We start from the raw sequence: 25,393 nt of genomic DNA on the forward strand, positions 1-25,393 counted from the left end.
GCAGGAAGCGGTCGATCGGGCGTGCGAGGATACTTCGGTGCAACGCGTCGTGACCGCCGAACTGGACCTCGAACTGGGGTCCTCCGTCGACCTCATCTTCCAGATCTCGGCGGCCCAGCCGGTGCCCGTGATCAGCGAGCAGCTGACGTTCACGCAGGGCGACCGCGTCTACACGCCGACCGAGATCGTCGACCAGTCCGGGAGCCGGCTGCATCGCCTCCTCGGCGAGTCCGGCCGGCTCGAAGTCCGCTACGAAGCGACCGTCGACGGCCAGGCCACGACCAGCCGCACGAGCGACCTCGAGGCCATCACCTACCTCCGTCCGAGCCGCTACTGCCAGTCCGACGAGGTGTTCCAGCAGGCGCGCCGCCAGTTCAAGGGCCTGCAGGGTCACGATCTCATCGCGGCCGTGTCGGAGTTCGTCGCGACGAGCACCACCTACACGCCGGGGCTCAGCCAGGGCACCGACAGCGCCGTGACGACGCTCATGACGGGGCAGGGCGTCTGCCGCGACTACGCGCACGTCGTCATCGCGCTGCTGCGCGCGATGGACATGCCCGCGCGCTATGCCGCGTGCTTCGCGCCGGGCCTTCAGCCGATGGACTTCCACGCGGTCGCCGAGGCCTACCTCGACGGCGCCTGGTACGTCATCGACGGCACGCGTCTCGCGAACCGCCGGTCGCTGGTGCGCATCGCGACCGGGCGCGACGCCGCCGACTGCGCGTTCCTCAGCTACCACGGCGGCTATGTCGGGCTGGAGCGCATGCGCGTCGACGCGTGGGTCGTCCCCGAGACGGCGGCGCTCGAGGGACTCGAGACCCTGCCTGCGGCATCCGACCCCTCGGCCGACGACTTCCTCGAGCTCGTCCAGCTCGCCTGACCCCCGGGCGCATCGGGCCGTGCGACAGCCCGGCCCAGCGCTCGCCGTGTGCGGCAAGGCCCCGGCACGGCCGAACTAGACTGATGCGGTTATGAATCCCGACGCCCTCTCCGCCGCCCTGCTCGCCGTCATCGCCCCCCTCGCCGAGGCGCGACGTGCCGGCGCGGCCGAGGGTCTCACCGTGGCCGATCTGCCGCTCGAGCGCCCGAAGAGCCGCGATCACGGCGACTGGGCCTCCAACGCCGCCCTCAAGCTCGCGAAGGCCGTCGGCGCGAATCCCCGCGAGTTCGCGGCCGAGATCGCCGACGGACTCACCGCGGTCGACGGCGTCGCGAGCGTCGAGGTCGCCGGACCCGGCTTCATCAACATCCGGCTGGATGCCGCGGCCGCCGGCGCGCTCGCGAAGACCATCGTCGATGCCGGGGCGGCCTTCGGCACGAACGACAGCCGCACCGACGAGATCATCAACCTCGAGTTCGTGTCGGCCAACCCGACCGGGCCGATCCATCTCGGCGGAACCCGGTGGGCGGCGGTCGGAGACTCCCTCGCGCGCATCCTCGCCACGCAGGGCGCGCAGGTGACGCGCGAGTACTACTTCAACGACCACGGCGCACAGATCGACCGCTTCGCGCGCAGCCTCATGGCCGCCCATCGCGGCGAGCCGACGCCGGAGGACGGCTACGGCGGCGCCTACATCGGAGACATCGCCCGGCGCGTGGCCCTCGCCTACCCCGGCGACATCGACGCCCTCGACGACGCCGCCCGCCAGGAGGCCTTCCGCGAGTACGGCGTCGGGTTCATGTTCGACGAGATCAAGAAGAGCCTCCACGACTTCGGCGTGGACTTCGAGGTGTACTTCCACGAGAACGACCTGCACGAGTCGGGTGCCGTCGAGCGCGCGGTCGCCCGGCTGCGCGAGCAGGGGCACATCTTCGAGCAGGACGGCGCGGTGTGGCTGCGCTCGACGACGTTCGGCGACGACCGCGACCGCGTGGTGATCCGCTCCAACGGCACGCCCGCCTACATCTCGGGCGACCTGGCCTACTACCTCGACAAGCGGGAGCGGGGCTTCAACCGCTGCATCATCATGCTCGGCGCCGACCACCACGGCTACGTGCAGCGCCTCATGGCGATGTGCGCGGCATTCGGCGACGAGCCGGGCGTCAACCTGCAGATCCTCATCGGGCAGATGGTGAACCTCGTCAAGGAGGGCCAGCCGCTGCGCATGTCCAAGCGCGCGGGCACCGTGGTGACCCTCGAGGACCTCGTGGAGATCGTCGGAGTGGATGCCGCGCGCTACGCGCTCGTGCGCAGCTCGGCCGACTCGAACCTCGACGTCGACCTCGACGTGCTCCAGAGGCGCACGAACGACAACCCGGTGTTCTACGTGCAGTACGCGCACGCCCGCACGCACAACGTCGCACGCAATGCCGCGGCATCCGGTGTCGACCGCTCCGAGTTCGCCCCCGAGCTGCTCGCGCACCCGACCGAGTCGGCGCTGCTCGGCGCGCTCCAGGAGTATGCCCGCACGGTGGCCTTCGCGGCGGAGGTGCGTGAGCCGCATCGCGTCGCGCGCTACCTCGAGGAGCTGTCGGGGCTGTATCACCGGTGGTACGACAGCTGCCGCGTGATCCCGCTCGGCGACGAACCCGTCGAGGCGGTGCACCGCACCCGGCTGTGGCTCAACGATGCCACCGGACAGGTGCTGCGCAACGGACTCGGACTGCTCGGCGTGGGTGCGCCGGAACGGATGTAGCGATGAACGCCGGCGACGATCAGCCCACCCTCGTCCAGCCCGACTGGGCCTACGCCGAGGCGCCGAGGCGCCGCCGCCGGGTCTGGCCGTGGCTGGTCGCGCTCGGCATCGTCGTGGTGCTCGCCGTCGTCGCCTGGTTCGCGGCCGAGGCGATCGCGCGAGACCTCGTGACGAAGACCGTCCGCGATCAGGTGACCGAGAGGCTGTCGCTGCCGGCCGATCACCCGATCGACGTCGAGGTGAGCGGCACCGTCATCCCGCAGCTCATCGGCGGCAGCCTCGACGAGGTCACGGTCTCCTCCGACGATGTCCCCGTCGGATCGTTCGAGGGCGACGTGACGGTCACCGCGGTCGACGTGCCGATCACCGAGGGCGTCGACATGGGCGGCGCCACCGCGACCGTGACGCTCGACGAGGAGCAGCTCCGCGCGCTGCTTTCGACGGTCGACGGACTCCCCGCCGACACCGTCGGGCTCGCCGAGCCCGACCTCACGATGTCCACCGAGCTGCAGCTCTTCGGTGTCGAGTTCCCGGTCGGCGTCGCACTCACCCCGTCCGTCGCGGAGGGCGACATCGTGCTCACTCCGTCGACCTTCGAGCTCGCCGGCGCCGAGATCGCGGCCGCGCAGCTGACGCAGCGGTTCGGCGCTCTCGCGGACGTCGTGGTGCGGGACTGGACGGTGTGCCTGGCGGAGTACATCCCGGCCGGCGTCACGCTGACCGACGTCCACGTCGACGGCGACGTGCTGGTCGCCGATGCCGACGTGGACGGCGCGATCGTCACCGATCCGGCGCTCCAGGCGAACGGCACCTGCGAGTAGGAGCGGGCACCGGGCGTCACACGGCACAGGCCCCGCCGGGGGTGTGCCCTAGACTGCAATGACCGCCCGGCGCGTGATCTCTCCGGCCGCGGCATCCGCGCCGATCCGGTCGTCCGGACGGCTCAGCGTCGAAGCTCGAACCGATTGGTCCCACCCGTGTCCGCCCCTTCGCAGTCCCGTACCCCGGCACCGGCATGGCTGGTCGAGCCGGACGACGCGAACGCGCTCGCCCCGCTCGTCTGGCCCGAGAGCGCCGTGCGCGACGCCGACGGCGCACTCGTCCTCGGCGGTATCCCGGCGACCGCACTGCAGGAGCGCTTCGGCACCCCGCTGTGGGTGCTCGACGAGGACGAGGTGCGCACCCGCGCCCACCGCGCCCTCGACGCCTTCCGCGCGGCGGCGGCGCTGCACGGCGTGCAGGCACGTGTCTACTACGCCGGCAAGGCGTTCCTGAGCGCGGAGGTCGTGCGCTGGGTCACCGAGGAGGGGCTCGCGGTCGACGTGTGCACCGGCGGCGAGCTCGCCGTCGCCCTGGCCGCCGGCGCCGATCCCGCCCGCATCGGCTTCCACGGCAACAACAAGAGCGTCGCCGAGCTCGAGGCCGCCGTCGAGGCCGGAGTCGGCTCGATCATCATCGACAGCCTCATCGAGATCGAGCGCCTCGCGGCGATCGTCGGGCGCCGCGGCGCCTCCCAGGCCGTCCTGCTCCGCGTCAACAGCGGCGTGCACGCCGAGACCCACGCCTTCCTGGCGACGGCTCACGAGGACCAGAAATTCGGCTTCACGCTGCAGGATGCCCCGGCCGCCGCCGCGCGCATCCGCCAGCTCGAAGGGCTCCAGCTCGTCGGCCTGCACTGCCACATCGGGTCGCAGATCTTCGGCACCGCCGGGTTCGAGGAGTCGGCGGCGCGCATCGTCGAGCTGCACGCCGAGCTCCTGTCCGGCGGAGAGCTGCCCGTCCTGAACCTCGGCGGCGGCTTCGGCATCGCCTACACCTCGGTCGACGACCCGACTCCGCTCGAAGAGCTGGCCGCGGGCATCGCCGACGCCGTCGCCCGCCAGTGCGAGGTGCGCGGCATCCCGATGCCGAACCTGGCCTTCGAGCCGGGCCGGGCCATCGTCGGGCGGGCCGGCGTGACGCTGTACGAGGTCGGCACGACGAAGTCCGTCGAGCTGGACGGAGGCGCCACCCGCCTCTATGTCAGCGTCGACGGCGGTATGAGCGACAACGCGCGCCCTGCCCTGTACGGCGCCGACTTCTCCGCGCGCATCGCCGCACGCACGAGCGACGCGCCGCCGACGCTCGTGCGGGTGGTCGGCAAGCACTGCGAGTCGGGCGACATCGTGGTCGACGCCGAATACCTGCCGGGCGACGTCGCCCCGGGCGATCTGCTGGCCGTGCCCGCCACGGGCGCCTACTGCATCTCGCTCGCGAGCAACTACAACCACGTCCCCCGCCCGCCCGTCGTGGCGCTGCGCGGGGGAGAGGCGCGCGTCATCGTGCGCGGCGAGTCGATCCAGGATCTGCTCGCCCGGGATGCCGGACTCACACTGACCCCCACGGAAGGGATCGACATGCCTGTACTGAGCGAACGGAGTGAGTCGAAGTGACCGACTACCGCCGTCTTCGCGTCGCGCTGCTGGGCGCTGGCGCCGTCGGCTCGCAGGTCGCCGCACTGCTCCGGCAGCACGCGGACGAGCTCGCGGACCGCGCCGGAGCCAGGCTCGAGCTCGTGGGCATCGCCGTGCGCGACATCGACGCGCCGCGCGACGTCGAGCCGCCGCGCGAGCTGCTGACGACCGACGCCGAGTCCCTCATCGTGGGCGCCGACATCGTGATCGAGCTGATGGGCGGCATCGAGCCGGCGCGGACCTACCTGCTGCAGGCGATCAACTCCGGGGCAGACGTCGTCACAGCCAACAAGGCGCTGCTGGCGACGCACGGTCCCGAGATCTTCGACGCCGCCGACCAGGTGGGCGCCGAGGTCTACTACGAGGCCGCCGCGGCCGGCGCGATCCCCATCATCCGGCCGCTGCGCGACTCGCTCGCCGGCGACCGCGTCCAGCGCATCATGGGCATCGTCAACGGCACGACCAACTACATCCTCGACCGCATGGACACCGAGGGCGCCGAGTTCTCCGACGTGCTGGCCGACGCGCAGCGCCTCGGCTACGCCGAGTCCGACCCGACCGCCGACGTCGAGGGCTATGACGCCGCGCAGAAGGCCGCGATCCTCGCGAGCCTGGCGTTCCACACGACGGTGCCGCTCGAGTCGGTGCACCGTGAAGGCATCACCGCGATCGACAAGTCGATGATGGATGCCGCGCGCCACGCGGGCTACGTCATCAAGCTGCTCGCCGTCTGCGAGCGCCTCGCCGGCGAGGCGGGCGAGGGCGAGTCGATCTCGGTGCGCGTCTATCCGGCGCTCATCGACCGCGCCCACCCGCTGGCGAGCGTGCACGGCGCGAACAACGCCGTGTTCGTGCAGGCGGAAGCCGCCGGCAACCTCATGTTCTACGGCGCGGGCGCCGGTGGCGTGCAGACCGCCTCGGCGGTGCTCGGCGACGTCGTCTCGGCGGCGCGCCGCCACATCGCCGGCGGCGTCGGCGTGGGGGAGTCCACGCTGGCGAACCTCCCCATCGTCCCGGTCGGCCGCGTGACCACGCGCTACCAGATCACCCTCGAGGTCGACGACCAGCCGGGTGTGCTGGCGACCGTCGCAGGAACACTGAGCGACGGGCGCGTCTCGATCGCCACCGTCGAGCAGACCGTCGTGCAGGAGTCGAACGGCGCCCCCGGCGTCGCGCGTCTCGTGATCGGCACCCACAAGGCTTTGGAGCAGGACCTCAGCGAGACGGTCGACCGTCTCGCCGCGAGCGGCGTCGTGGAGCGCGTCGTCTCGGTCCTGCGTGTAGAAGGAGACTGACATGGCACACGTCTGGCGCGGAGTCCTCCGCGAATACGCCGACCGTCTGGGCGTCACCGACGCTTCGACCGTCGTCACCCTCGGCGAGGGCGGCACGCCGCTCCTGCCCGCACCCTCGCTCTCGCGCCGCACCGGCGCGGACGTGTGGGTCAAGTTCGAGGGCATGAACCCGACCGGGTCGTTCAAGGACCGCGGCATGACGGTGGCGCTGTCGCGCGCGGTCGAGCACGGCGCGAAGGCGGTCATCTGCGCGTCGACCGGCAACACGTCGGCGTCCGCCGCCGCATACGCCGCGCACGCCGGCATCACCGCGGCGGTGCTCGTGCCCGAGGGCAAGATCGCCATGGGCAAGCTCAGCCAGGCGGTCGCCCACAACGGGCGGCTGATCCAGATCCGCGGCAACTTCGACGACTGCCTCGAGATCGCGCGGGAGCTGGCCGACCACTACCCGGTGCACCTGGTGAACTCGGTCAACCCCGACCGCATCGAGGGTCAGAAGACTGCGGCCTACGAGGTCGTGGAGGTGCTCGGCGACGCGCCCGACTTCCACTTCATCCCCGTCGGCAATGCCGGCAACTACACGGCCTACTCGCGGGGCTACCGCGAGGAGGCCGACCGCGGGGTGTCGACCCGGGTTCCCCGCATGTTCGGGTTCCAGGCCGAGGGCTCTGCGCCGCTCGTGCGCGGCGAGGTCGTGAAGAACCCCGAGACGGTGGCCAGCGCCATCCGCATCGGCAATCCCGCCTCGTGGGAGCTCGCCCTCGAGGCCCGTGACGCGACCGACGGCTACTTCGGCGCCATCGACGACGACCGCATCCTCGCGGCGCAGAAGCTGCTGGCCTCCGAGGTCGGCATCTTCGTCGAGCCAGCGTCCGCGATCAGCGTCGCCGGCCTCCTCGACCGCGCCGAAGCCGGCATCGTCACGCCCGGTTCCCGCGTCGTGCTCACCGTCACGGGCCATGGCCTGAAGGACCCCCAGTGGGCCCTCCGCAACGCCGACGGCAGCCAGGTGGAGCCCACCGTGGTCGACGCGTCGACGTCTGAAGTGGCATCCGTCCTCGACCTCGCCCCCGTGGGGGCGACCGCGTGAACGCAGCCGTCGCCCCGGCACCGGGGCGTCGCGTCGTGGTCCGGGTGCCTGCGACGAGCGCGAACCTCGGGCCGGGATTCGACACCCTCGGCCTCGCGCTGAGCGTCTACGACGAGCTCGACGTCACCTCGCTCGAGGAGGGCGTGCTCGACATCGACATCGACGGCGAGGGCGTGGCCGACGTGCCTCGCGACGCCTCGAACCTCGTCGTGCGCTCGATCGCGTACGCCTACGAGTCGGTCGGACGACGGATGCCGGGCCTCCGCCTTCGCGCGCACAACGTGATCCCGCACGGCCGCGGGCTGGGGTCGTCCGGCGCGGCCGTCGTGTCGGGTCTGCTCGCGGCAAAAGGCCTGCTCGAGGGCGACGTCGAGTTCGGACCCGACACGCTGCTGCGGCTCGCGACCGAGCTCGAGGGGCACCCCGACAACGTCGCGCCGGCGCTGTTCGGCGGCCTCACGATCGCGTGGGTCGACGAGCAGGGTCCGCAGCACAAGAAGCTGCTCGTCCACCGCGGCGTCTCGCCGCTGGTGTTCGTGCCGGAGTTCACGATGTCGACCGAGGTCGCCCGCAGCCTGCAGCCGCTGCAGGTGCCGCGCGAGGACGCGGTCTTCAACGTGTCGCGGTCCGCCCTGCTCATCGCGGCGCTCACGCAGAGTCCCGAGCTGCTGCAGGCCGCGACCGAGGACAAGCTGCACCAGAGCTACCGCGCGGGGGCCATGCCAGAGACCGACCTGCTCGTGCGCACGCTCCGCGCCCGCGGCTACGCGGCGGTCGTCTCCGGTGCGGGGCCGAGCGTGCTCGTCCTCGCGGACGGCCCCGGTCGTCGCCTCGAAGCGGCCGCTCTCGCGGCCTCCGCATCCGACACCCCGTGGGAGGCTCTCATGCTCGCCGTCGACTTCAAGGGTGGTACAGTGAAGGAGTACGCGGAGGGTTCCACGTAAGTTCGTGAATCTGGCCTCCGTCGCAATCTGCGAAACCCGCACGGCCCCCCATCCAGCTGACGGTCTCTGAGCACCATCACGGTTCTCGAACCATCGAAGGTCCTCGAGTTCGTCGAAGGGTCGGGCAGACGCCTGCTCAGCAGCGCGTCCCGTGCGATCGTGCATATCCATTCGTTTGACAAGGGAGAACTCGTGGAGTCCATCTCCGAGATCCACACTGCCGACGCATCGGCCGACGAGCGCGCGGAAGCGCCCGAGGCCGTCGAGAACGTCGACACCGCCACCGAGAGCACCGCCGTCGAGGCGCCTGCTCCGAGCGAGTCCGAGGCTCCGGCCGAGGCCGCTCCGGCCGCCGAGCAAGCTCCGGCCGAGGAGCCGGCCGCTCCGCCGGTGAAGGCGCCGCGCAAGCGCGCGCCCCGCCGCGCCAAGACCGCCGACGTCGTCCCCGTCGAGGCCGCCCCCGAGGTCGCCGCGCCCGAGGCCGCTGCCGTCGAGGCTGCACCGGTCGAGGCGCCGGCTGACGAGGCACCGGCCGAGGCCGTCGCCGAGGCACCGGCGGAAGCGCCCGCCGACGACACCGCGTCCGCCGACGCCGAGGCCGAGGCCGAGGCCGAGGCATCCGCCACGGGCGACGCCGAGGGCGCCGAGGCATCCGACGGCGAGACCTCCACGGAGGGCGACGCCGCCGAGCAGAACGGCGACGCCGGCGAAGAAACGCCGTCGCGCAGCCGCAGCCGCAGCCGGAGCCGCAGCCGCAACCGCAACCAGAACGGCCAGGGCGGCCAGAACGCACAGGGTGGCCAGAACGCCCAGGGCGGACAGCCGCAGCAGAACAGCGGCCCCGCGAACGCCGCGCCGTCGACGCCCGACGCCGACGACGACCAGGGCCAGGGCGCCGGTCGCGGTCGCCAGCGCAACAAGCGCCGCCCGGCCCAGACGGGCGACGAGTTCGAGACCGAGATCGGCGAGGACGACGTCCTCATCCCCATCGCCGGCATCCTCGACGTGCTCGACAACTACGCCTTCGTCCGCACGTCCGGCTACCTGCCCGGCACGAGCGACGTCTACGTCTCCCTCGGCCAGGTCAAGAAGTACAACCTGCGCAAGGGCGACGCCGTCGTGGGCGCCATCAAGCAGCCCCGCGAGAACGAGCAGTCGAGCCGTCAGAAGTACAACGCGCTCGTCAAGGTCGACGCCGTCAACGGCCTGTCGGTCGAGGATGCCGCGACCCGCGTCGAGTTCGGCAAGCTCACCCCCCTCTACCCGCAGGAGCGCCTGCGCCTCGAGACCGCACCCGAGAAGCTGACCCAGCGCATCATCGATCTGGTCGCCCCGATCGGCAAGGGCCAGCGCGGTCTCATCGTCGCGCCGCCCAAGGCCGGCAAGACCATCGTGCTGCAGCAGATCGCGAACGCCATCGCGACGAACAACCCCGAGGTCCACCTCATGGTCGTGCTCGTCGACGAGCGCCCCGAAGAGGTCACCGACATGCAGCGCACGGTGAAGGGCGAGGTCATCGCCTCGACCTTCGATCGTCCCGCCGAGGACCACACCACGGTCGCCGAGCTCGCCATCGAGCGCGCCAAGCGCCTCGTGGAGCTCGGCCGCGACGTCGTCGTGCTGCTCGACTCGATCACCCGCCTGGGTCGCGCCTACAACATCTCGGCGCCGACCTCCGGTCGTGTGCTCACCGGTGGCGTCGACGCATCGGCGCTCTACCCGCCGAAGCGCTTCTTCGGCGCCGCGCGCAACATCGAGAACGGCGGATCCCTCACGATCCTCGCGACCGCCCTCGTCGAGACCGGCTCCAAGATGGACGACGTGATCTTCGAGGAGTTCAAGGGCACCGGCAACAGCGAGCTGCGCCTGAGCCGCCAGCTGGCCGACAAGCGCATCTTCCCGGCGGTCGACGTCAACGCGTCGAGCACGCGCCGCGAGGAGATGCTGCTGTCCGCCGACGAGGTGAAGATCACCTGGAAGCTCCGCCGCGCACTCGCCGGCCTCGAGCCCCAGCAGGCCCTCGAGGTCGTGCTCGGCAAGCTCAAGGAGACGCAGTCGAACGTGGAGTTCCTCGTGCAGATGCAGAAGTCGATCCCGGCGCCCGCGGGCGGTCAGGGTGGTGGCCACAGCCACGCGCACGACAACAGCATCCGCTGATCCTCGGAGGAGAACCACGTGTTCGAACCCGCGATGTTCGATTCGGTGCGCGCACTGATCGAAGAGCACAAAGCCGTCCAGGAGGAGCTCTCCGACCCGGCCGTGCATGCCGATGCGGCGCGCGCGAAACGCGTGAATCGGCGCTACGCCGAGCTCTCGCGCATCGTGAAGGCGAACGAGGACTGGGCCGCGGCATCCGATGATCTCGAAGCGGCGCGGGAGCTCGCCAAGGAGGACGACGCGTTCGCCGAGGAGGTCCCGGCCCTCGAGGCCGTGGTCTCCGACGCGTACGAGCGCCTGCGGCGCCTGCTCATCCCGCGGGACCCCGACGACGCCCGCGACGTGATCATGGAGATCAAGCAGGGGGAGGGCGGCGCCGAGAGCGCGCTCTTCGCGGCTGATCTGCTGCGCATGTACATCCAGTACGCGGCATCGAAGAACTGGAAGACCGAGCTCCTCGAGCGCAACGAGTCGGACCTCGGCGGCTACAAGGACGTCCAGGTCGCGATCAAGGGCTCCTCGCTCGACCCCGCGCAGGGCGTCTGGGCGCACCTCAAGTACGAGGGCGGCGTCCATCGCGTGCAGCGTGTGCCGGCCACCGAGTCGCAGGGGCGCATCCACACCTCGACCACCGGCGTCCTGGTGTTCCCCGAGGTGGACGAGCCCGACGAGGTGCAGATCAGCCCGAGCGATCTCAAGATCGACGTGTTCCGCTCCTCGGGCCCCGGGGGGCAGTCGGTGAACACCACCGACTCCGCCGTGCGCATCACCCACGTGCCCACCGGCATCGTGGTCTCGATGCAGAACGAGAAGTCGCAGCTGCAGAACCGCGAGGCCGGCATGCGAGTGCTCCGCGCGCGTCTGCTCGCACGGCAGCAGGAGGAGCGCGACTCCGCGGCCTCCGATGCCCGCAAGTCGCAGATCCGCGGCATGGACCGCTCGGAGCGCATCCGCACGTACAACTTCCCCGAGAACCGCATCGCCGACCACCGCACCGGGTACAAGGCGTACAACCTCGATCAGGTGATGGACGGCGCCCTCGAGCCGATCATCGAGTCGGCGATCCAGGCCGACGAAGAGGCCCGGCTCGCCGCGCTCGGCGGCGAGGGCTGACCGTCCGCGGCCGACCGTCGCTGCGGGTGGATCTGGTGCGCGGGATCGGCCTGGTCTAGTCTCGGCCGGGTCGGAGGGAGCCGTGTGAGCTCAGCGGTCTTCACGGCCCGCAGCGGCGCCGTCCTGCACCTCGGGAGGACGGGCGACGGGATGCCGCTCCTCGGCCTGCACGGCGGCTACTCGTCGCGCGGCGAGATCGAGGCGATCCTCGACGAGGTGCTGCCGGACTCTCCCGGATTCGAACGCTGGACCCCTGATCTGCCGGGTATGGGGCAGAGCATCGGGACCTCCGTCGACGATGCCGCCGAGGTCGCCGACCTGCTCTGCGAACTGGTCGACGACCGCTTCGGCGGCAGCCGGTTCGTGATCGTGGGTCATTCCCTCGGCGGCTTCCTCGCGCGTGCCGTCGCCGCGCGCATGCCCGAGCGCGTCGCGGCACTCGCACTCCTGTGCCCGCTGCCCGCGGAGCTCCAGCCCGAGCCCGCGGGAGTGGTGCGCACCGACCCCGGCGCCACCGACGGTCTCGACGAGCGTCAGCGCAGCGAGTTCGAGGGGTACTTCGTGTGGCACACCGCCGCCATGGCAGCACGGTTCCGCGCGGCGGTCGCCCCTTCGCTCGACGTGTACGACGACGACATCGTCGATCGCATCATGCAGACCGCGGATTACGAGATCGGCGACGCCGTCGACGACATCCCGATCCTCCTCCTGCTCGGCCGGCGCGACGGCCTGCTGGGCTACCGGTCACAGCTCGCGCAGAGCCGGGCGTGGTCCCGGGCGACCGTCGTCGTGGTGGAGGACGCCGGCCACGCGCTCCCGCACGAGAAGCCCGAGTTGGTGCGGGCGCTGCTCGCCGACCTCCTCGCGCGCGGCGTCGACGGCGCCGGGACGCCGCCCCGATAGGCTCTGCGCGTGCTCACGTTCCTCATCCGCGCGGCGATCTTCATCGTGTCCGCGGCGCTCGGCCTCATCGCGGCGGACCTGATCCTCGAGGGGTTCCACATCGACTGGAGCGACTGGTGGGGCTTCGTGCTGGCGGTCGTCATCTTCGCCGTGATCCAGAGCGTGCTGGCGCCGTGGGTCTTCAAAGTCACGCGTCGCCACGCCCCCGCGATGCTGGGCGGCATCGGGATCATCTCCACGTTCGTGGCGATCCTCATCGTCGTGCTCATCCCCGGTGCCGGCATCGGCATCTCCGACCCGCTCGCCTGGGTGCTGGCGCCTGTCATCGTGTGGGTCGTCACAGCCCTCGCGACCTGGCTCCTCCCGCCGCTCTTCATCAAGAAGAAGGTCGACGAGCGTCGCGACGCGTGAGCGGATGCCGCGGCCTCTCCTCCCCAGGGGCGCCCCGCCGCTGGCCTCATCTGTGCGAAATCGAGCGTCCCCGGTCCTGTGAGGGTCGATTCCGCACAGATGAATGCTTCGGCTGCGGGCAGGGCGTGTGGAGAGCGTCTCCGGTAAGCGGCGTTCACGCTGCAGGGTGAGTGGATGCCGCGACAATCGCTTCCTCAGCACCTCGGTGGCTCGTTCGCGGTGCGCGCCGCGCGCGCGGCCGGCGTGGGTGAGGGGCGACTGCGGGGGAGGGACCTCGTGAGCGGGTTCCACGGCACCCGCAGCATCGCGGTGGCTCCGGATGACACGATGCCACCTTGGGGGCGGGAGGCGGCGGAGCTGCGGCGTCGGATCGACGAGTACCGCACGGCGATGCCAGACGGCTCATTCTTCATCGGTCCTACTGCGGCGTTCCTCCACGGTCTGCCGCTGCCCCTGGGCGTGCAGAAGAGCATTCACGTCGGGGTGAGGCATCCGCGCACGGCCTCCCGTCGAGGTGGCGTCGACGGCGTCCAGATCATGCCTCGCATGGTCGCGGTGACGACGATCGACGGGATGCCGCTGACCGATGTCGCCACGACCTGGGCGAGCCTCGGGCGCACCCTAGAGCTGTACGACCTCGTTGCGGTGGCTGACGCGATTCTGCGGGTCCCTCGGCATCCGGGAGGCTTCCGCCCGCCCTCGGGTCCCGCGCTGGCCACGGCCGACGAGCTCGCAGCGAGGCTCGGCTCCGGGCGGTGGCACGGTGCGAAGATGCTGCGCGCCGCGCTCGGCCGCGCGCGGACGGGTGCCTCGTCGCGGCCGGAGACGTGGATCCGGCTCGTGCTCACGGATGGGGGCCAGCCGGAGCCCGTGCTCGACCACGATGTGGTCGGGCCGCACGGGGAGTTCCTGGGGTGCTCGGAGCTGGCCTACCCGCGTGAGCGCGTCGCGATCGAGTACGAGAGCGACGGGCATCTGACCCGCCGACAGCTCGAGCGCGACATCGACAAGTACACCGCGTACTCGGCGGCGGGATGGCGGACGATACGCCTCACCCACTCGCACGTGTTCCGCTACCCCGGCGAGCTCGTCCGTCGTGTCGACGAGGCACGGCGCAGCTCATCTGTGTGAACCCGACGCTCAGCGCGCTTCCGAAGGTCGATTTCGCACAGATGAACCAACACAACGAGCGGATGCCGCAGCATCCGGGTCGCCGTCGTCAGATGTGGTACTCGGGCGTGGTGAGCAGGGCGCGGGTGTCCTCGCCCTGACGCCGGGCCCGGGGCTTGGCGGGGACGCCGACGAGCACGCTGTCGGCCGGGGCGTCCTTGGTCACGACGGCGTTCGCGCCGACGACGGACCCGGCCCCGATCGTGATGGGGCCGAGGATCTTGGCGCCCGCGCCGACCGCGACGCCGTCCTCGATCGTGGGGTGCCGCTTGCCGCCCTCGCGCTGCCGGCCGCCGAGGGTGACGCCGTGGTACAGCATGACGTCGTCGCCGACCTCGGCGGTCTCGCCGATGACGACGCCCATGCCGTGGTCGATGAAGAAGCGCCGCCCGATCGTCGCCCCGGGGTGGATCTCGATCCCGGTGAGCCACCGCGTGATCTGCGACCCCGCGCGCGCGACGAACCGCACCCGCCGCGTCCAGAGCACATGCCACACGCGGTGCGCCCAGATCGCGTGCAGGCCGGGATACAGCAGGGCGATCTCCACGTCGGTGCGGGCGGCGGGGTCGCGCAGGCGCGCGGCCGTCAGGTCTTCGCGCACCCGGGCGACGAATCCGATCCGCTCGGTCACGAGGCGGTCTTCTCGGGCTCGCGGAGGTGCTCGTACAGCGCCGTCGACAGGTAGCGCTCGCCCGAGTCGGGCACGATCACGACGATCCGCTTGCCGGCGGCCTCGGGGCGTGCGGCGATCTCGAGCGCCGCCCACACCGCTGCGCCCGCGGACATGCCGGCGAGGATGCCCTCGCGGGTCGCCAGTTCTCGGGCGACGCGGATCGCGTCGTCGAACTCGACGTCGAAGATCTCGTCGATGACCGTGTGGTCGAGCACGACCGGAACGAAGTTCGGACCGATGCCCTGGATGCGGTGTCCGCCCGCGCGTCCCTCCGAGAGCATGGGGGAGTCCTTGGGCTCGACGACCACGATCTTCACGTCGGGGTTGCGCTGCTTGAGCACCTGTCCGACGCCGGTCACGGTGCCTCCGGTGCCCGAGCCCGCCACGAAGTAGTCCACGGCGCCCTCGGTGTCGCGCCAGATCTCCTCGGCGGTCGTCCGGCGGTGGATCTCGGCGTTGGCCTCGTGCTCGAACTGCCGGGCGAGGACCGCGCCGGGGGTGTCGGCCACGATGCGCTCGGCGGCCGCGACGGCCTCGGTCATGCCCTTGTAGGGGTCGGTGAGCACGAGCTCCGCGCCGTACGCCTTCAGCAGCGTCCGGCGCTCCTTCGACATCGACGCCGGCATCGTGAGGATCACCTTGTAGCCCCGCGCGGCGCCGATGAGCGCCAGCGCGATGCCCGTGTTGCCGCTCGTCGACTCGACGATCGTCCCGCCGGGCTGCAGCTCGCCCGAGGCCTCGGCGGCGGCGACCAGCGCATAGCCCAGGCGATCCTTCACGCTCGAGCCCGGGTTGTAGAACTCGAGCTTGACGAGCACTTCGGCGCCGAGGCCCTCGGTGAGAGCGTTGAGCCTCACCAGCGGAGTCTCGCCGAAGGCGGTGGTGATGTCGGAGTGGATCCCTGGCACGGAGCGCCTTTCTGGAGCGGTGTGGCTCAATCCTCTCGCAGGTTCTCGAAGAGCGCGGTAGAGAGGTAGCGCTCGCCGAACGAGGGGATGATGACGACGATGTTCTTGCCGGCGGCCTCGGGGCGCGCGGCGATCTGCAGCGCCGCCCAGATCGCGGCGCCGGAGGAGATGCCGACCAGGATGCCGTCCTTCACGCCGACGGCGCGGGCGGTCTCGATCGCGTCGGAGAACTCGACGTCGATGACCTCGTCGATCACGCTCTGGTCGAGGATCGCCGGAACGAAGTTCGGGCCGATGCCCTGGATCTTGTGGGGTCCGGGCGTGCCCTTGGTCAGCAGGGGCGAATCGGCGGGCTCGACGGCCACGACCTTCGCGCCGGGGACCCGCTCCTTCAGCACCTGGCCGACGCCGGTGATGGTGCCGCCCGTGCCGATGCCGGCCACGAAGTAGTCGACGGCGCCGTCGGTGTCGCGGAGGATCTCCTCGGCCGTGGTCTTGCGGTGGATCGCGGGGTTCGCCTCGTTCTCGAACTGGCGGGCGAGCACCGCGCCGGGGATGTCGGCGACGAGCTCCTCGGCCTTGGCGATCGCGCCCTTCATGCCGCCGGCGGGGTCGGTCAGGACGAGCTCCGCGCCGTAGCCCTTCAGCAGCAGGCGACGCTCGATCGACATCGACGAGGGCATCGCCAGCACCACGCGGTAGCCGCGCGCGGCGCCGACCATGGCGAGGGCGATGCCGGTGTTGCCGCTCGTCGCCTCGACGATGGTGCCGCCCGGCTGGAGCTGCCCCGAGGCCTCGGCGGCGTCGACGATCGCGACACCCAGACGGTCCTTGACGCTGGAGGCGGGGTTGTAGAACTCGAGCTTCGCGATCACGTTCCCGCCGACGCCCTCCGCGATGCGGTTGAGGCGCACCAGCGGGGTGTTGCCGAGGGCGGAGGTGATGTCGGAGTGGATGCCGGTCATTTCGGGCCTTTCGCGGGGTCGGCGTATGCGTGCAACAGCATAGGACGGCACCTTCGCCGTGAGTCCTTGTGTGACGAATCACTCGCCCCGGGGCGCTACCCTCCCGGCCTAGGCTGGAAGGCTCATGGTCTCCCCAGAACTCTCCCCAGCCCTCGCCGCCGTGCTCCGGCGCGCGGTCGCACGCCTGACCGACGCCGGCGTGCCCGACCCCGACGTCGATGCCGAGCTCCTCGCGGCGTTCGCGCTGAACACCAGCCGCGGAGGCGTCCAAGCGGCCGCCGTGAGAGGCGACGTACTGGAGCCCGACGTTCGCGGGCGCGTCGAGGACCTGGTGGCTCGGCGGGTGACCCGCGAGCCGCTGCAGCACATCATCGGCACGGCGCCGTTCCGCCACCTCGAGCTGCGCGTCGGACCCGGGGTGTTCGTGCCCCGGCCGGAGACCGAGATGGTCGCGCAGCTGGCCATCGACGCGCTGGAGGCCGCGGCATCCGCTTCGCCCGTCGCGGTGGATCTCGGCACCGGCAGCGGCGCGATCGCCCTGGCGATGGCGACCGAGGTGCCCCACGCCCGGGTGTTCGCGGCCGAGAACTCCGTCGACGCGTTCGTGTGGACCAAGGAGAACTTCGAGCGGGTGGGCGCCGCCAACGCGCAGCTGGCCTTCATCGATCTCGAGCACGCGTTCCCCGAGCTGGACGGCACGGTCTCGGTCGTCGCGTCCAATCCGCCGTACGTGCCGGATGCCGCGATCCCGCGGGATCCGGAGGTGCGCCTGTTCGATCCGCCCGTGGCGCTGTACGGGGGAGCGGACGGCCTGGACGTCGTGCGCATCCTCAGCGGCGTCGGCCTGCGCCTGGCCCACCCCGGCGGGCTCATCGTCATCGAGCACGGCGAGTGGCAGGGCGAGTCGATCCGCGAGATCCTGGCCGCCGACGGCTGGCGGTCGGCGTCGACCCACCCCGATCTCACGACGCGCGACCGCGCGACCACCGCGATCCGCCCCTGACGTCGCCGGGGACCGCCGCGTCCAGCGTGGACTCGAACGACCGCAACTAGACTGTGCCCGACATGTCCCCCATCTTCGATTGCCGCGATGAGGCGCAGCTGCTCTCCGGCATGCGTCAGGCGCGCCAGGCCATCGGCCGCGGCGAGCTGGTCGTCCTTCCCACCGACACCGTCTACGGCGTGGCCGCCGATGCGTTCGACGCCCGCGCGGTGGAGCGCCTGCTCGACGCCAAGGGCCGCACGCGCCAGTCACCGCCCCCCGTGCTCGTGGCCGGGATCACGACCCTGCGCGCCCTCGTCGCCGAGGTGCCCGAGCCCGTTGAGCGCCTGGTCGAGGCCTTCTGGCCCGGGGGGCTCACGATCGTGCTCCCGTCCCAGCCGTCGCTGTCGTGGGACCTCGGCGAGACGCGCGGCACCGTCGCGGTGCGGATGCCCGCCCACCGCATCGCGCTCGAGCTCCTCGAGGAGACCGGACCCCTCGCGGTCTCGAGCGCCAACCTGACGGGCCTGGCCGCCGGGATCACCGCCGAAGACGCCGAGGGGATGCTGGGCTCCAGCGTCGCGGTGTATCTGAGCGACGGCCCGTCCTCGACGGGGATCGCCTCCACGATCATCGACGCGACCAGCCTCGTCGGCGGCGGCGAGCCCCTCGTCCGCGTGCTCCGCGACGGCGCGGTGGGTCGTGCCCAGCTGCGCGAGGTGCTCGGCGAGCTGCTGGAGCCGGATCCCGACGACGCGGTCGCTCCGTGAAGCAGTACGTCTTCATCATCCTCTTCACGGCGGCCGTCACGTTCGCCCTCTCCTGGGCCGTCTGGCGCTTGAGCCTGAAGTACAAGCTGTATCCCGGCATCCGCGAGCGGGACGTCCACAAGACGCCGACGCCGCGGCTCGGCGGGATCGCCATGTTCCTCGGCGTCGTGGCCGCTTTCCTGGTGTCGTCGCAGCACCCCTACTTCGCGATCGTCTGGTACGAGCCGGCGCAGGTGTGGGCGATCCTCGGCGCGACGTTCCTGATCGTCCTGGTGGGTGTGGCCGACGACCTGTGGGACCTCGACTGGATGATCAAGCTCGGCGTGCAGTTCCTCGCGGCCGGCATCATCGCGTGGTTCGGCGACCTGCAGATCTACGCGCTGCCGATCGGGGGGCTCGCCGTCGGTTCGAGCTGGGTCAGCTTCACCCTCACGGTGTTCTCGATCGTCGTCGTGATGAACGCGGTGAACTTCATCGACGGCCTCGACGGGCTGGTCGCCGGCGTCTGCCTGATCGCGAACGGCGTCTTCTTCGCCTACTCGTACCTGCTGGTGCGAGACACCGGTCAGAGCAGCTTCTTCAACCTGGCCTCGTTCATCGCGGCGGTGCTCATCGGCGTGTGCCTCGGCTTCATCCCGCTGAACTGGAGCCCCGCGCGGCTCTTCATGGGCGACTCCGGTGCGCTGATGCTCGGCCTCCTCATGGCGTGCTCGGCGATCGTGGTCACGAGCAACATCAACCCCGCGATGATCGGCGACAACGACGAGTTCGGCCGCTCCCAGCTGCTCGGTGCGTTCATCCCGATCCTGCTGCCGGTGGTGATCGTGCTGCTGCCGCTGCTGGACTTCGGGCTGGCCGTGGTGCGGCGCATGGGGAAGGGGAAGTCGCCCTTCTCGCCCGACCGCAAGCACCTGCACCACCGGATGCTCGACATGGGTCACACCGACCGCGACGCCGTGCTCATCTTCTACGCCTGGACGGCGATCGTGAGCCTCGCCGTCCTCCTCATGTACATCGGCACCTCCGCCGGCTGGCCCGGCGACTACCTGATCGGCGTGGCCTTCGGCCTCGTCGGCGTCGCCGCCTGCCTCGTGGTGACCCTCGTGCCCCCGCACCGTGCCCCGGCCCACCCCGAGCCCGTTCTGGAGAACGCACCATGACCCCCAATCCCGTCTCGAGCACTCCGATCCTGCGCACCGTGCTGGTGTGGGCGGGCGTGGTCGCCGCCGGCCTGGCCCTCATCGGCGGGGTGGTGGGCTACCTGGTCGCCGGCCCCACTGGCATGTGGAGCGCGCTCCTCGGTGTCCTGGTGGCCGCGGCGTTCCTCGGCATCACGGTGATCAGCATCCTCATCGCCAACCGCTGGTACGGCGATCCGCTCTACGTGCCGGTCTTCTTCGGGATCGTCCTGGGCGGCTGGATCCTGAAGTTCATCGTCTTCCTCGCGATCCTCTTCCTGATCCGCGGCCAGCCCTGGCTCGACGCGCGCGTGTTCTTCGTGGCCCTGGTCGTGAGCGTGCTGGCCTCGCTCGCCGTCGACGTCATCGTGCTGCTGCGCATGCGCGTGCCGCACGTGAGCGACGTGTCCCTTCCGACCGACCCCGACGAGGGCGATCGCACCGATCCCGACCGCGGCGCCCGGCCCGGGAGCGGCCCGACGGATTCAGGAGCGCCCCGAGTTTGATAGGCTGATTCCGCGCCCGCCCGCTCGCCGTCTGAGCACTTGCGGAGTGACGCTCATCGACCATCGTCGCAACGGTTCTCGACCGGTGCCCCGAAGCTGGAGCCAGCGCTGTTTACTCATGCTGCGACCCTGATCGCCCCCTTTGCCGCTGACGCGCCCCCGGAATTCCACGGGCCGTCGATCGACGAATTCTTCCCGGAGATCCTCTTCACACTGGCAGGAATTCCGGTTCACCGGATCCACCTGATCCAGTTCCTCGCGACGGTCGCCGTCGTGGTGATCTTCTGGCTCGGCACCCGCCGGATGCGCGTCGTTCCGGGACGCTTCCAGAGCCTCGTCGAGATGGGCCTGGACTTCGTCCGCGTCAACATCGGCGAGGACCTGCTCGGCAAGAAGGACGCCCAGCGCTTCCTGCCGATCCTCACGACGATGTTCTTCATGATCCTGTTCATGAACATCACGGGAATCATCCCGTTCCTGAACATCGCCGGCACGAGCACGATCGCGGTGCCGCTGACGCTCGCGATCGTGAGCTACGTCACCTTCATCTACGCCGGCATCCGGAAGAGCCCGAAGAACTTCTTCAAGAACTCGCTCTTCCCCTCCGGCGTGCCGTGGCCGATCTACATCATCGTCACGCCGATCGAGCTGATCTCGACCTTCATCATCCGGCCCGTCACGCTGACGCTCCGACTCCTGATGAACATGATGGTCGGCCACCTGCTGCTCGTCCTCTTCTTCGCCGCGACCCAGTACTTCCTGGTCGAGCTCGGCGGATGGTGGTCGATCCTGGCCGCGGGCAGCCTCGCGTTCGGCTTCATCTTCACCCTGTTCGAGATCCTGGTGGCTGTCCTCCAGGCCTACGTCTTCGCCCTTCTCACCGCGGTCTACATCCAGCTCGCGGTCGCCGAAGAGCACTGATACGGGACGGCCCTGTACCTGAACAACACAGGGCCGCCCACAACCGAAAGGAAAAACCCCCGTGGACGCAACTACGGTTCTCGCCGAGGTCACCGGTTCCATCGCCACCGTCGGCTACGGCCTCGCCGCGATCGGCCCCGCCATCGGTGTGGGCATCGTCGTCGGCAAGACGATCGAGGGCGTGGCGCGCCAGCCCGAGCTCGCCGGCCGCCTGCAGGTGCTCATGTGGATCGGTATCGCCTTCACCGAGGCGCTCGCCTTCATCGGCATCGCCACCGGCTTCATCTTCGGCTACGCCTGATCACCCACCCTCGACCTAAGGAGACAGGATGCTGAACGCTCTTGTCACGTACGCCGCGGAAGAAGGGGTTGCACACAACCCGCTCATCCCCGCGTGGTACGACATCATCTGGTCGTCGGTGTGCTTCATCGTCATCCTCTTCATCTTCTGGAAGGTCGCCCTTCCCCGGATGAAGAAGCTGCTCGACGAGCGCTCCACCGCGATCGAAGGCAACATCGCCAAGGCCGACGAGGCTCAGCGCAAGGCCGAAGCCGCACTCGTGGAGTACACCGCGCAGCTGGCCGACGCCCGCAAGGAGGCCGGTGAGATCCGCGACGCCGCCCGTGAGGACGGCCGCAAGATCGTCGCCGAGGCCAAGGACTCGGCGACCGTCGAAGCCGCTCGCCTCACCTCGACCGCGCACGCGCAGATCGAGGCCGAGCGCCAGACCGCCTTCGTGTCGCTGCGCAGCGAGGTGGGCACCCTCGCCCTCGACCTCGCCGGCGGTGTGATCGGCGAGACGCTGTCCGACGACAAGAAGGCTCAGGCCGTCGTCGACCGCTTCCTCGCGGAGCTCGAGGCGTCCGAAGCAGCGAAGGCGACGAAGTAATGGGCAGCGCGACCACTCAGGCCCTCGCGGCGACGACGAAGGCGCTCGACGCCGCGTCGGGCGTCGACCTCGACGTGGCCGGCGAGCTCTTCGCCGTCGCGCGCGCCGTGGGCGACTCGTCGCAGCTGAGCGGCGCGCTCGCCGACTCCGCCGCGCCCGTCGAGGCCCGTCGCAGGGTCGTCGCCGACGTGTTCGGCCCGGCGGTGAAGCCGGTGACGGCGGCGCTGCTGACGACCGCGGTCGAGCTGCGCTGGTCGTCGGCATCCGACCTCATCGACGGCATCGAAGACCTCGCGGTGCGCGCTGCGGCCGTCGCGGAGCCGACGGCCGACGTCGAGGCGGAGCTCTTCCGCTTCACCCGGACGATCGCCGAGAGCCCCGAGCTCGAGCTCGCCCTCGGCAGCCGGCTGGGGGATGCCTCGGCGAAGGGCGCGCTCGTCGAGACCCTGCTCGCCGGCCGTGTGAGCCCGGCAGCGAAGCTGATCGCCGCGTCCCTCGTGATGCAGCCGCGCGAGCGCCGTGTCCGTCAGATGCTGACGCGCGCGACCCGGCTCGTGGCCGACCAGCGCGGACGCAAGGTGGCCACGGTGTACGCCGCGGCGCCGCTGAACGCCGCACAGACCGACCGGCTCACTTCGGCGCTGTCCCAGCGCTACGGCACCTCGGTGTCGATCAACACGGTCGTCGACCCCACGGTGGTCGGCGGGCTGCGCGTGCAGATCGCCGACGACGTGATCGACGCGAGCGTGTCGGCCCGGCTGGCGGAGCTCCGCCACCGACTGGCGGGCTAGCACAGACTTCCCGCCGCTGGCGGTGATCTCGGGGCCTCGTCCCCACCCAAACGAACTTTGAAACAAAGGGAAGACAATGGCAGAACTGTCAATCAGCCCCGACGCCATCCGTGACGCGCTGAAGGATTTCGTCGCCGCCTATGAGCCCACCGGGGCAGCGGCGACCGAGGTCGGCACCGTCATCGACGCCGCGGACGGCATCGCCCACGTCGAGGGTCTGCCCGGCGTGATGGCCAACGAGCTCGTGACGTTCAAGGACGGCACCCAGGGGCTCGCGCTCAACCTCGACGAGCACCAGATCGGCGTCGTCGTCCTGGGGGAGTTCTCGGGCATCGAGGCCGGCCAGGAGGTCACCCGCACCGGTGAAGTCCTGTCGGTCGCCGTCGGCGACGGCTACCTCGGCCGCGTGGTCGACCCGCTCGGCAACCCGATCGACGGCCTCGGCGAGGTCGCGACCGACGGCCGCCGTGCCCTCGAGCTGCAGGCGCCGGGCGTCATGCAGCGCAAGAGCGTGCACGAGCCGCTGCAGACCGGCATCAAGGCGATCGACGCCATGATCCCCGTCGGCCGCGGCCAGCGCCAGCTGATCATCGGCGACCGCCAGACCGGCAAGACCGCGATCGCGATCGACACGATCATCAACCAGAAGGCCAACTGGGAGTCGGGCGACGTCAACAAGCAGGTGCGCTGCATCTACGTCGCCATCGGCCAGAAGGGCTCGACGATCGCTGCCGTCAAGGGCGCGCTCGAGGACGCCGGCGCCATGGAGTACACGACGATCGTCGCCGCCCCGGCCTCCGACCCGGCCGGCTTCAAGTACCTCGCGCCGTACACCGGCTCGGCCATCGGCCAGCACTGGATGTACGACGGCAAGCACGTCCTCATCATCTTCGACGACCTGACCAAGCAGGCCGAGGCCTACCGCGCCGTGTCGCTGCTCCTGCGCCGCCCGCCGGGCCGCGAGGCGTACCCCGGTGACGTCTTCTACCTGCACTCGCGTCTGCTCGAGCGCTGCGCGAAGCTCTCGGACGAGCTGGGCGCGGGCTCGATGACCGGCCTGCCGATCATCGAGACCAAGGCCAACGACGTCTCGGCGTACATCCCGACCAACGTGATCTCGATCACCGACGGCCAGATCTTCCTGCAGTCCGACCTGTTCAACGCCAACCAGCGTCCCGCGGTCGACGTGGGCATCTCGGTCTCGCGCGTCGGCGGCGACGCCCAGGTCAAGTCGATCAAGAAGGTCTCCGGCACGCTCAAGCTCGAGCTGGCGCAGTACCGCTCGCTCGAGGCGTTCGCGATGTTCGCGAGCGACCTGGATGCGGCATCCCGTCGTCAGCTCTCCCGTGGTGCGCGCCTGACCGAGCTGCTCAAGCAGCCGCAGTACTCGCCGTACCCCGTCGAGGAGCAGGTCGTCTCGATCTGGGCCGGCACCAACGGCAAGCTCGACACCATCGAGGTCGAGGACGTGCTGTCGTTCGAGCGCGAGCTGCTGGACTACCTGCGCCGCAACACGACGATCCTCGACACGCTGCGCGACACCAACGTGCTCGACGACGCGACCGCGGCCGAACTGGCGACGAAGACCGACGAGTTCATCCTCGAGTTCCGCGCCGGCAAGGGCCAGACCATCTCGAAGCCCGGCCACGAAGAGGTCGCGGCAGCCGAGGCCGACGACGTCAACCAGGAGAAGATCGTCAAGGGCCGCCGCTAGGCGACACCGGACTGAAACCATGGGCGCACAACTCCGGGTCTACAAGCAGAAGATCAACACTGCTCAGACGACCAAGAAGATCACGAAGGCGATGGAGCTCATCGCGGCTTCGCGCATCCAGAAGGCGATGGCGCGAGTGCGCGCGTCGTCGCCCTTCGCGCGAGCCGTGACGCGGGCCGTCTCCGCCGTGTCGACTCACTCCAACGTCGAGCACCCGCTGACGCGCGAGCGCGAGGTGATCCGGCGCTCCGCCGTCGTGATCTTCGCGTCCGACCGCGGGCTCGCCGGCGCGTTCAACTCGCAGATCCTCCGCGAGGGTCTCGAGCTGGCCGAGCTGCTGCGGCAGCAGGGCAAGGAGCCGGTGTTCTACCTCGTCGGCCGCAAGGCGGTCGGGTTCTTCCAGTTCCGACGCATCTCGGCGGCTGCCGAGTGGACCGGCGACACCGACACCCCGCACTTCACCACGGCCGAAGAGATCGCGGCAGTCCTGCTGGACGCCTACGACCGCGGCGGCGACGACGGCGGCGTCGACGAGATCAACCTCGTCTACAACCGCTTCGTCAGCATGATGACGCAGTCGCCCGAGACGGTGCGCCTGCTTCCGCTGGAGGTCGTCGAGGCGGAGGAAGCGGCATCCGCTCAGGTGTACCCGCTGTACGAATTCGAGCCGGATCCCGAGACCGTTCTGGACGCGCTCCTCCCGGTGTACATCCAGAGCCGCGTCTTCAACGCGCTGCTCCAGTCGTCGGCTGCCAAGCACGCCGCGACGCAGAAGGCGATGAAGTCCGCCAGCGACAACGCCGACAAGCTCATCACCGACTACACCCGCCTGCGCAACAACGCGCGCCAGGCCGAGATCACGCAGCAGATCGCCGAGATCGTCGGCGGCGCCGACGCTCTGGCGTCGGGCAAATAGACCACAC

Annotated in this window: 25 protein-coding genes; 22 read left to right on the plus strand and 3 right to left on the minus strand. The window is 70.4% G+C overall.

Annotation, left to right across the window (positions count from 1 at the left end; all coding sequences use genetic code 11):
• The first annotated feature begins 37 nt into the window (after nucleotides 1–37).
• From SOM19_RS06370 to SOM19_RS06425, 12 genes are all read left to right on the plus strand, one after another.
• Complete coding sequence (locus SOM19_RS06370; protein ID WP_320485706.1) at nucleotides 38–880, plus strand: transglutaminase-like domain-containing protein; 843 nt, start codon at nucleotides 38–40, stop codon at nucleotides 878–880.
• Between the two features lie 91 nt (nucleotides 881–971).
• Nucleotides 972–2,636: an arginine--tRNA ligase gene (argS, locus tag SOM19_RS06375; protein WP_320485707.1), complete on the plus strand. Its 1,665-nt coding sequence runs from the start codon at nucleotides 972–974 to the stop codon at nucleotides 2,634–2,636.
• A 2-nt stretch (nucleotides 2,637–2,638) separates the two neighbouring features.
• Nucleotides 2,639–3,457: an LmeA family phospholipid-binding protein gene (locus SOM19_RS06380; protein WP_320485708.1), complete on the plus strand. Its 819-nt coding sequence runs from the start codon at nucleotides 2,639–2,641 to the stop codon at nucleotides 3,455–3,457.
• 156 nt (nucleotides 3,458–3,613) lie between these two features.
• Entirely contained in the window at nucleotides 3,614–5,068 is a 1,455-nt protein-coding gene (gene lysA, locus SOM19_RS06385) for a diaminopimelate decarboxylase (protein ID WP_320485709.1), read from the plus strand.
• Nucleotides 5,065–6,384 (plus strand): homoserine dehydrogenase, encoded by a 1,320-nt coding sequence (locus tag SOM19_RS06390; protein WP_320485710.1) that lies wholly within the window; start codon nucleotides 5,065–5,067, stop codon nucleotides 6,382–6,384. The genes lysA and SOM19_RS06390 overlap by 4 nt, the downstream gene beginning before the upstream one ends.
• Nucleotide 6,385: 1 nt before the next feature.
• Entirely contained in the window at nucleotides 6,386–7,474 is a 1,089-nt protein-coding gene (thrC, locus tag SOM19_RS06395; RefSeq protein WP_320485711.1) for a threonine synthase, read from the plus strand.
• A complete protein-coding gene (thrB, locus tag SOM19_RS06400) occupies nucleotides 7,471–8,418 on the plus strand; it encodes a homoserine kinase (protein ID WP_320485712.1) in 948 nt (315 codons plus the stop codon). Before thrC ends, thrB begins: the two co-directional genes overlap by 4 nt.
• Nucleotides 8,419–8,610: 192 nt before the next feature.
• On the plus strand, nucleotides 8,611–10,575 hold the full coding sequence (gene rho, locus SOM19_RS06405) for a transcription termination factor Rho (RefSeq protein WP_320485713.1): 1,965 nt from the start codon (nucleotides 8,611–8,613) through the stop codon (nucleotides 10,573–10,575).
• A 33-nt stretch (nucleotides 10,576–10,608) separates the two neighbouring features.
• The gene (gene prfA / locus SOM19_RS06410; RefSeq protein ID WP_320486677.1) at nucleotides 10,609–11,688 is read left to right on the plus strand and encodes a peptide chain release factor 1; all 1,080 of its coding nucleotides are present in this window, start codon (nucleotides 10,609–10,611) and stop codon (nucleotides 11,686–11,688) included.
• A gap of 84 nt (nucleotides 11,689–11,772) precedes the next feature.
• Nucleotides 11,773–12,591, plus strand: a complete 819-nt coding sequence (locus SOM19_RS06415) for an alpha/beta fold hydrolase (RefSeq protein WP_320485714.1) — start codon at nucleotides 11,773–11,775, stop codon at nucleotides 12,589–12,591.
• A gap of 9 nt (nucleotides 12,592–12,600) precedes the next feature.
• A complete protein-coding gene (locus tag SOM19_RS06420) occupies nucleotides 12,601–13,002 on the plus strand; it encodes a hypothetical protein (RefSeq protein WP_320485715.1) in 402 nt (133 codons plus the stop codon).
• Nucleotides 13,003–13,176: 174 nt separating this feature from the next.
• Nucleotides 13,177–14,133 (plus strand): putative endonuclease domain-containing protein, encoded by a 957-nt coding sequence (locus SOM19_RS06425; protein WP_320485716.1) that lies wholly within the window; start codon nucleotides 13,177–13,179, stop codon nucleotides 14,131–14,133.
• An 88-nt stretch (nucleotides 14,134–14,221) separates the two neighbouring features.
• On the opposite strand, the gene epsC is transcribed toward SOM19_RS06425, so the two are convergent.
• From epsC to cysK (SOM19_RS06440), 3 genes are read right to left on the minus strand one after another with little or no spacing between them, the layout of a single operon-like run.
• Nucleotides 14,222–14,791: a serine O-acetyltransferase EpsC gene (epsC, locus tag SOM19_RS06430; protein ID WP_320486678.1), complete on the minus strand. Its 570-nt coding sequence runs from the start codon at nucleotides 14,789–14,791 to the stop codon at nucleotides 14,222–14,224.
• Between the two features lie 8 nt (nucleotides 14,792–14,799).
• Complete coding sequence (cysK, locus tag SOM19_RS06435) at nucleotides 14,800–15,753, minus strand: cysteine synthase A (protein ID WP_320485717.1); 954 nt, start codon at nucleotides 15,751–15,753, stop codon at nucleotides 14,800–14,802.
• A 26-nt stretch (nucleotides 15,754–15,779) separates the two neighbouring features.
• Nucleotides 15,780–16,718: a cysteine synthase A gene (gene cysK / locus SOM19_RS06440; RefSeq protein ID WP_320485718.1), complete on the minus strand. Its 939-nt coding sequence runs from the start codon at nucleotides 16,716–16,718 to the stop codon at nucleotides 15,780–15,782.
• A 124-nt stretch (nucleotides 16,719–16,842) separates the two neighbouring features.
• Here cysK (SOM19_RS06440) and prmC point away from each other — a divergent pair, with 124 nt between their 5' ends.
• The 10 genes from prmC (at nucleotide 16,843) to SOM19_RS06490 (ending at nucleotide 25,386) form a co-directional block, all read left to right on the plus strand.
• The gene (gene prmC / locus SOM19_RS06445; RefSeq protein ID WP_320485719.1) at nucleotides 16,843–17,721 is read left to right on the plus strand and encodes a peptide chain release factor N(5)-glutamine methyltransferase; all 879 of its coding nucleotides are present in this window, start codon (nucleotides 16,843–16,845) and stop codon (nucleotides 17,719–17,721) included.
• Between the two features lie 62 nt (nucleotides 17,722–17,783).
• Nucleotides 17,784–18,470, plus strand: a complete 687-nt coding sequence (locus tag SOM19_RS06450; RefSeq protein ID WP_320485720.1) for an L-threonylcarbamoyladenylate synthase — start codon at nucleotides 17,784–17,786, stop codon at nucleotides 18,468–18,470.
• Entirely contained in the window at nucleotides 18,467–19,630 is a 1,164-nt protein-coding gene (locus SOM19_RS06455; RefSeq protein ID WP_320485721.1) for an MraY family glycosyltransferase, read from the plus strand. The genes SOM19_RS06450 and SOM19_RS06455 overlap by 4 nt, the downstream gene beginning before the upstream one ends.
• The gene (locus SOM19_RS06460) at nucleotides 19,627–20,154 is read left to right on the plus strand and encodes a Cg1360 family ATP-synthase-associated protein (protein WP_320485722.1); all 528 of its coding nucleotides are present in this window, start codon (nucleotides 19,627–19,629) and stop codon (nucleotides 20,152–20,154) included. Before SOM19_RS06455 ends, SOM19_RS06460 begins: the two co-directional genes overlap by 4 nt.
• A 129-nt stretch (nucleotides 20,155–20,283) precedes the next feature.
• A complete protein-coding gene (gene atpB, locus SOM19_RS06465) occupies nucleotides 20,284–21,075 on the plus strand; it encodes a F0F1 ATP synthase subunit A (protein WP_320486679.1) in 792 nt (263 codons plus the stop codon).
• A gap of 61 nt (nucleotides 21,076–21,136) precedes the next feature.
• Entirely contained in the window at nucleotides 21,137–21,376 is a 240-nt protein-coding gene (gene atpE, locus SOM19_RS06470) for an ATP synthase F0 subunit C (RefSeq protein WP_056121278.1), read from the plus strand.
• A gap of 28 nt (nucleotides 21,377–21,404) precedes the next feature.
• Nucleotides 21,405–21,965 (plus strand): F0F1 ATP synthase subunit B, encoded by a 561-nt coding sequence (locus SOM19_RS06475; protein WP_320485723.1) that lies wholly within the window; start codon nucleotides 21,405–21,407, stop codon nucleotides 21,963–21,965.
• Entirely contained in the window at nucleotides 21,965–22,756 is a 792-nt protein-coding gene (locus SOM19_RS06480) for a F0F1 ATP synthase subunit delta (RefSeq protein WP_320485724.1), read from the plus strand. The genes SOM19_RS06475 and SOM19_RS06480 overlap by 1 nt, the downstream gene beginning before the upstream one ends.
• A gap of 76 nt (nucleotides 22,757–22,832) precedes the next feature.
• On the plus strand, nucleotides 22,833–24,470 hold the full coding sequence (gene atpA, locus SOM19_RS06485; RefSeq protein WP_320485725.1) for a F0F1 ATP synthase subunit alpha: 1,638 nt from the start codon (nucleotides 22,833–22,835) through the stop codon (nucleotides 24,468–24,470).
• 19 nt (nucleotides 24,471–24,489) lie between these two features.
• On the plus strand, nucleotides 24,490–25,386 hold the full coding sequence (locus SOM19_RS06490) for a F0F1 ATP synthase subunit gamma (RefSeq protein WP_320485726.1): 897 nt from the start codon (nucleotides 24,490–24,492) through the stop codon (nucleotides 25,384–25,386).
• The last annotated feature ends 7 nt before the right edge of the window (nucleotides 25,387–25,393 follow it).

Origin of the sequence: Microbacterium sp. CFBP9034 (assembly GCF_034045255.1) — a bacterium.
Taxonomy (GTDB): Bacteria; Actinomycetota; Actinomycetes; order Actinomycetales; family Microbacteriaceae; genus Microbacterium.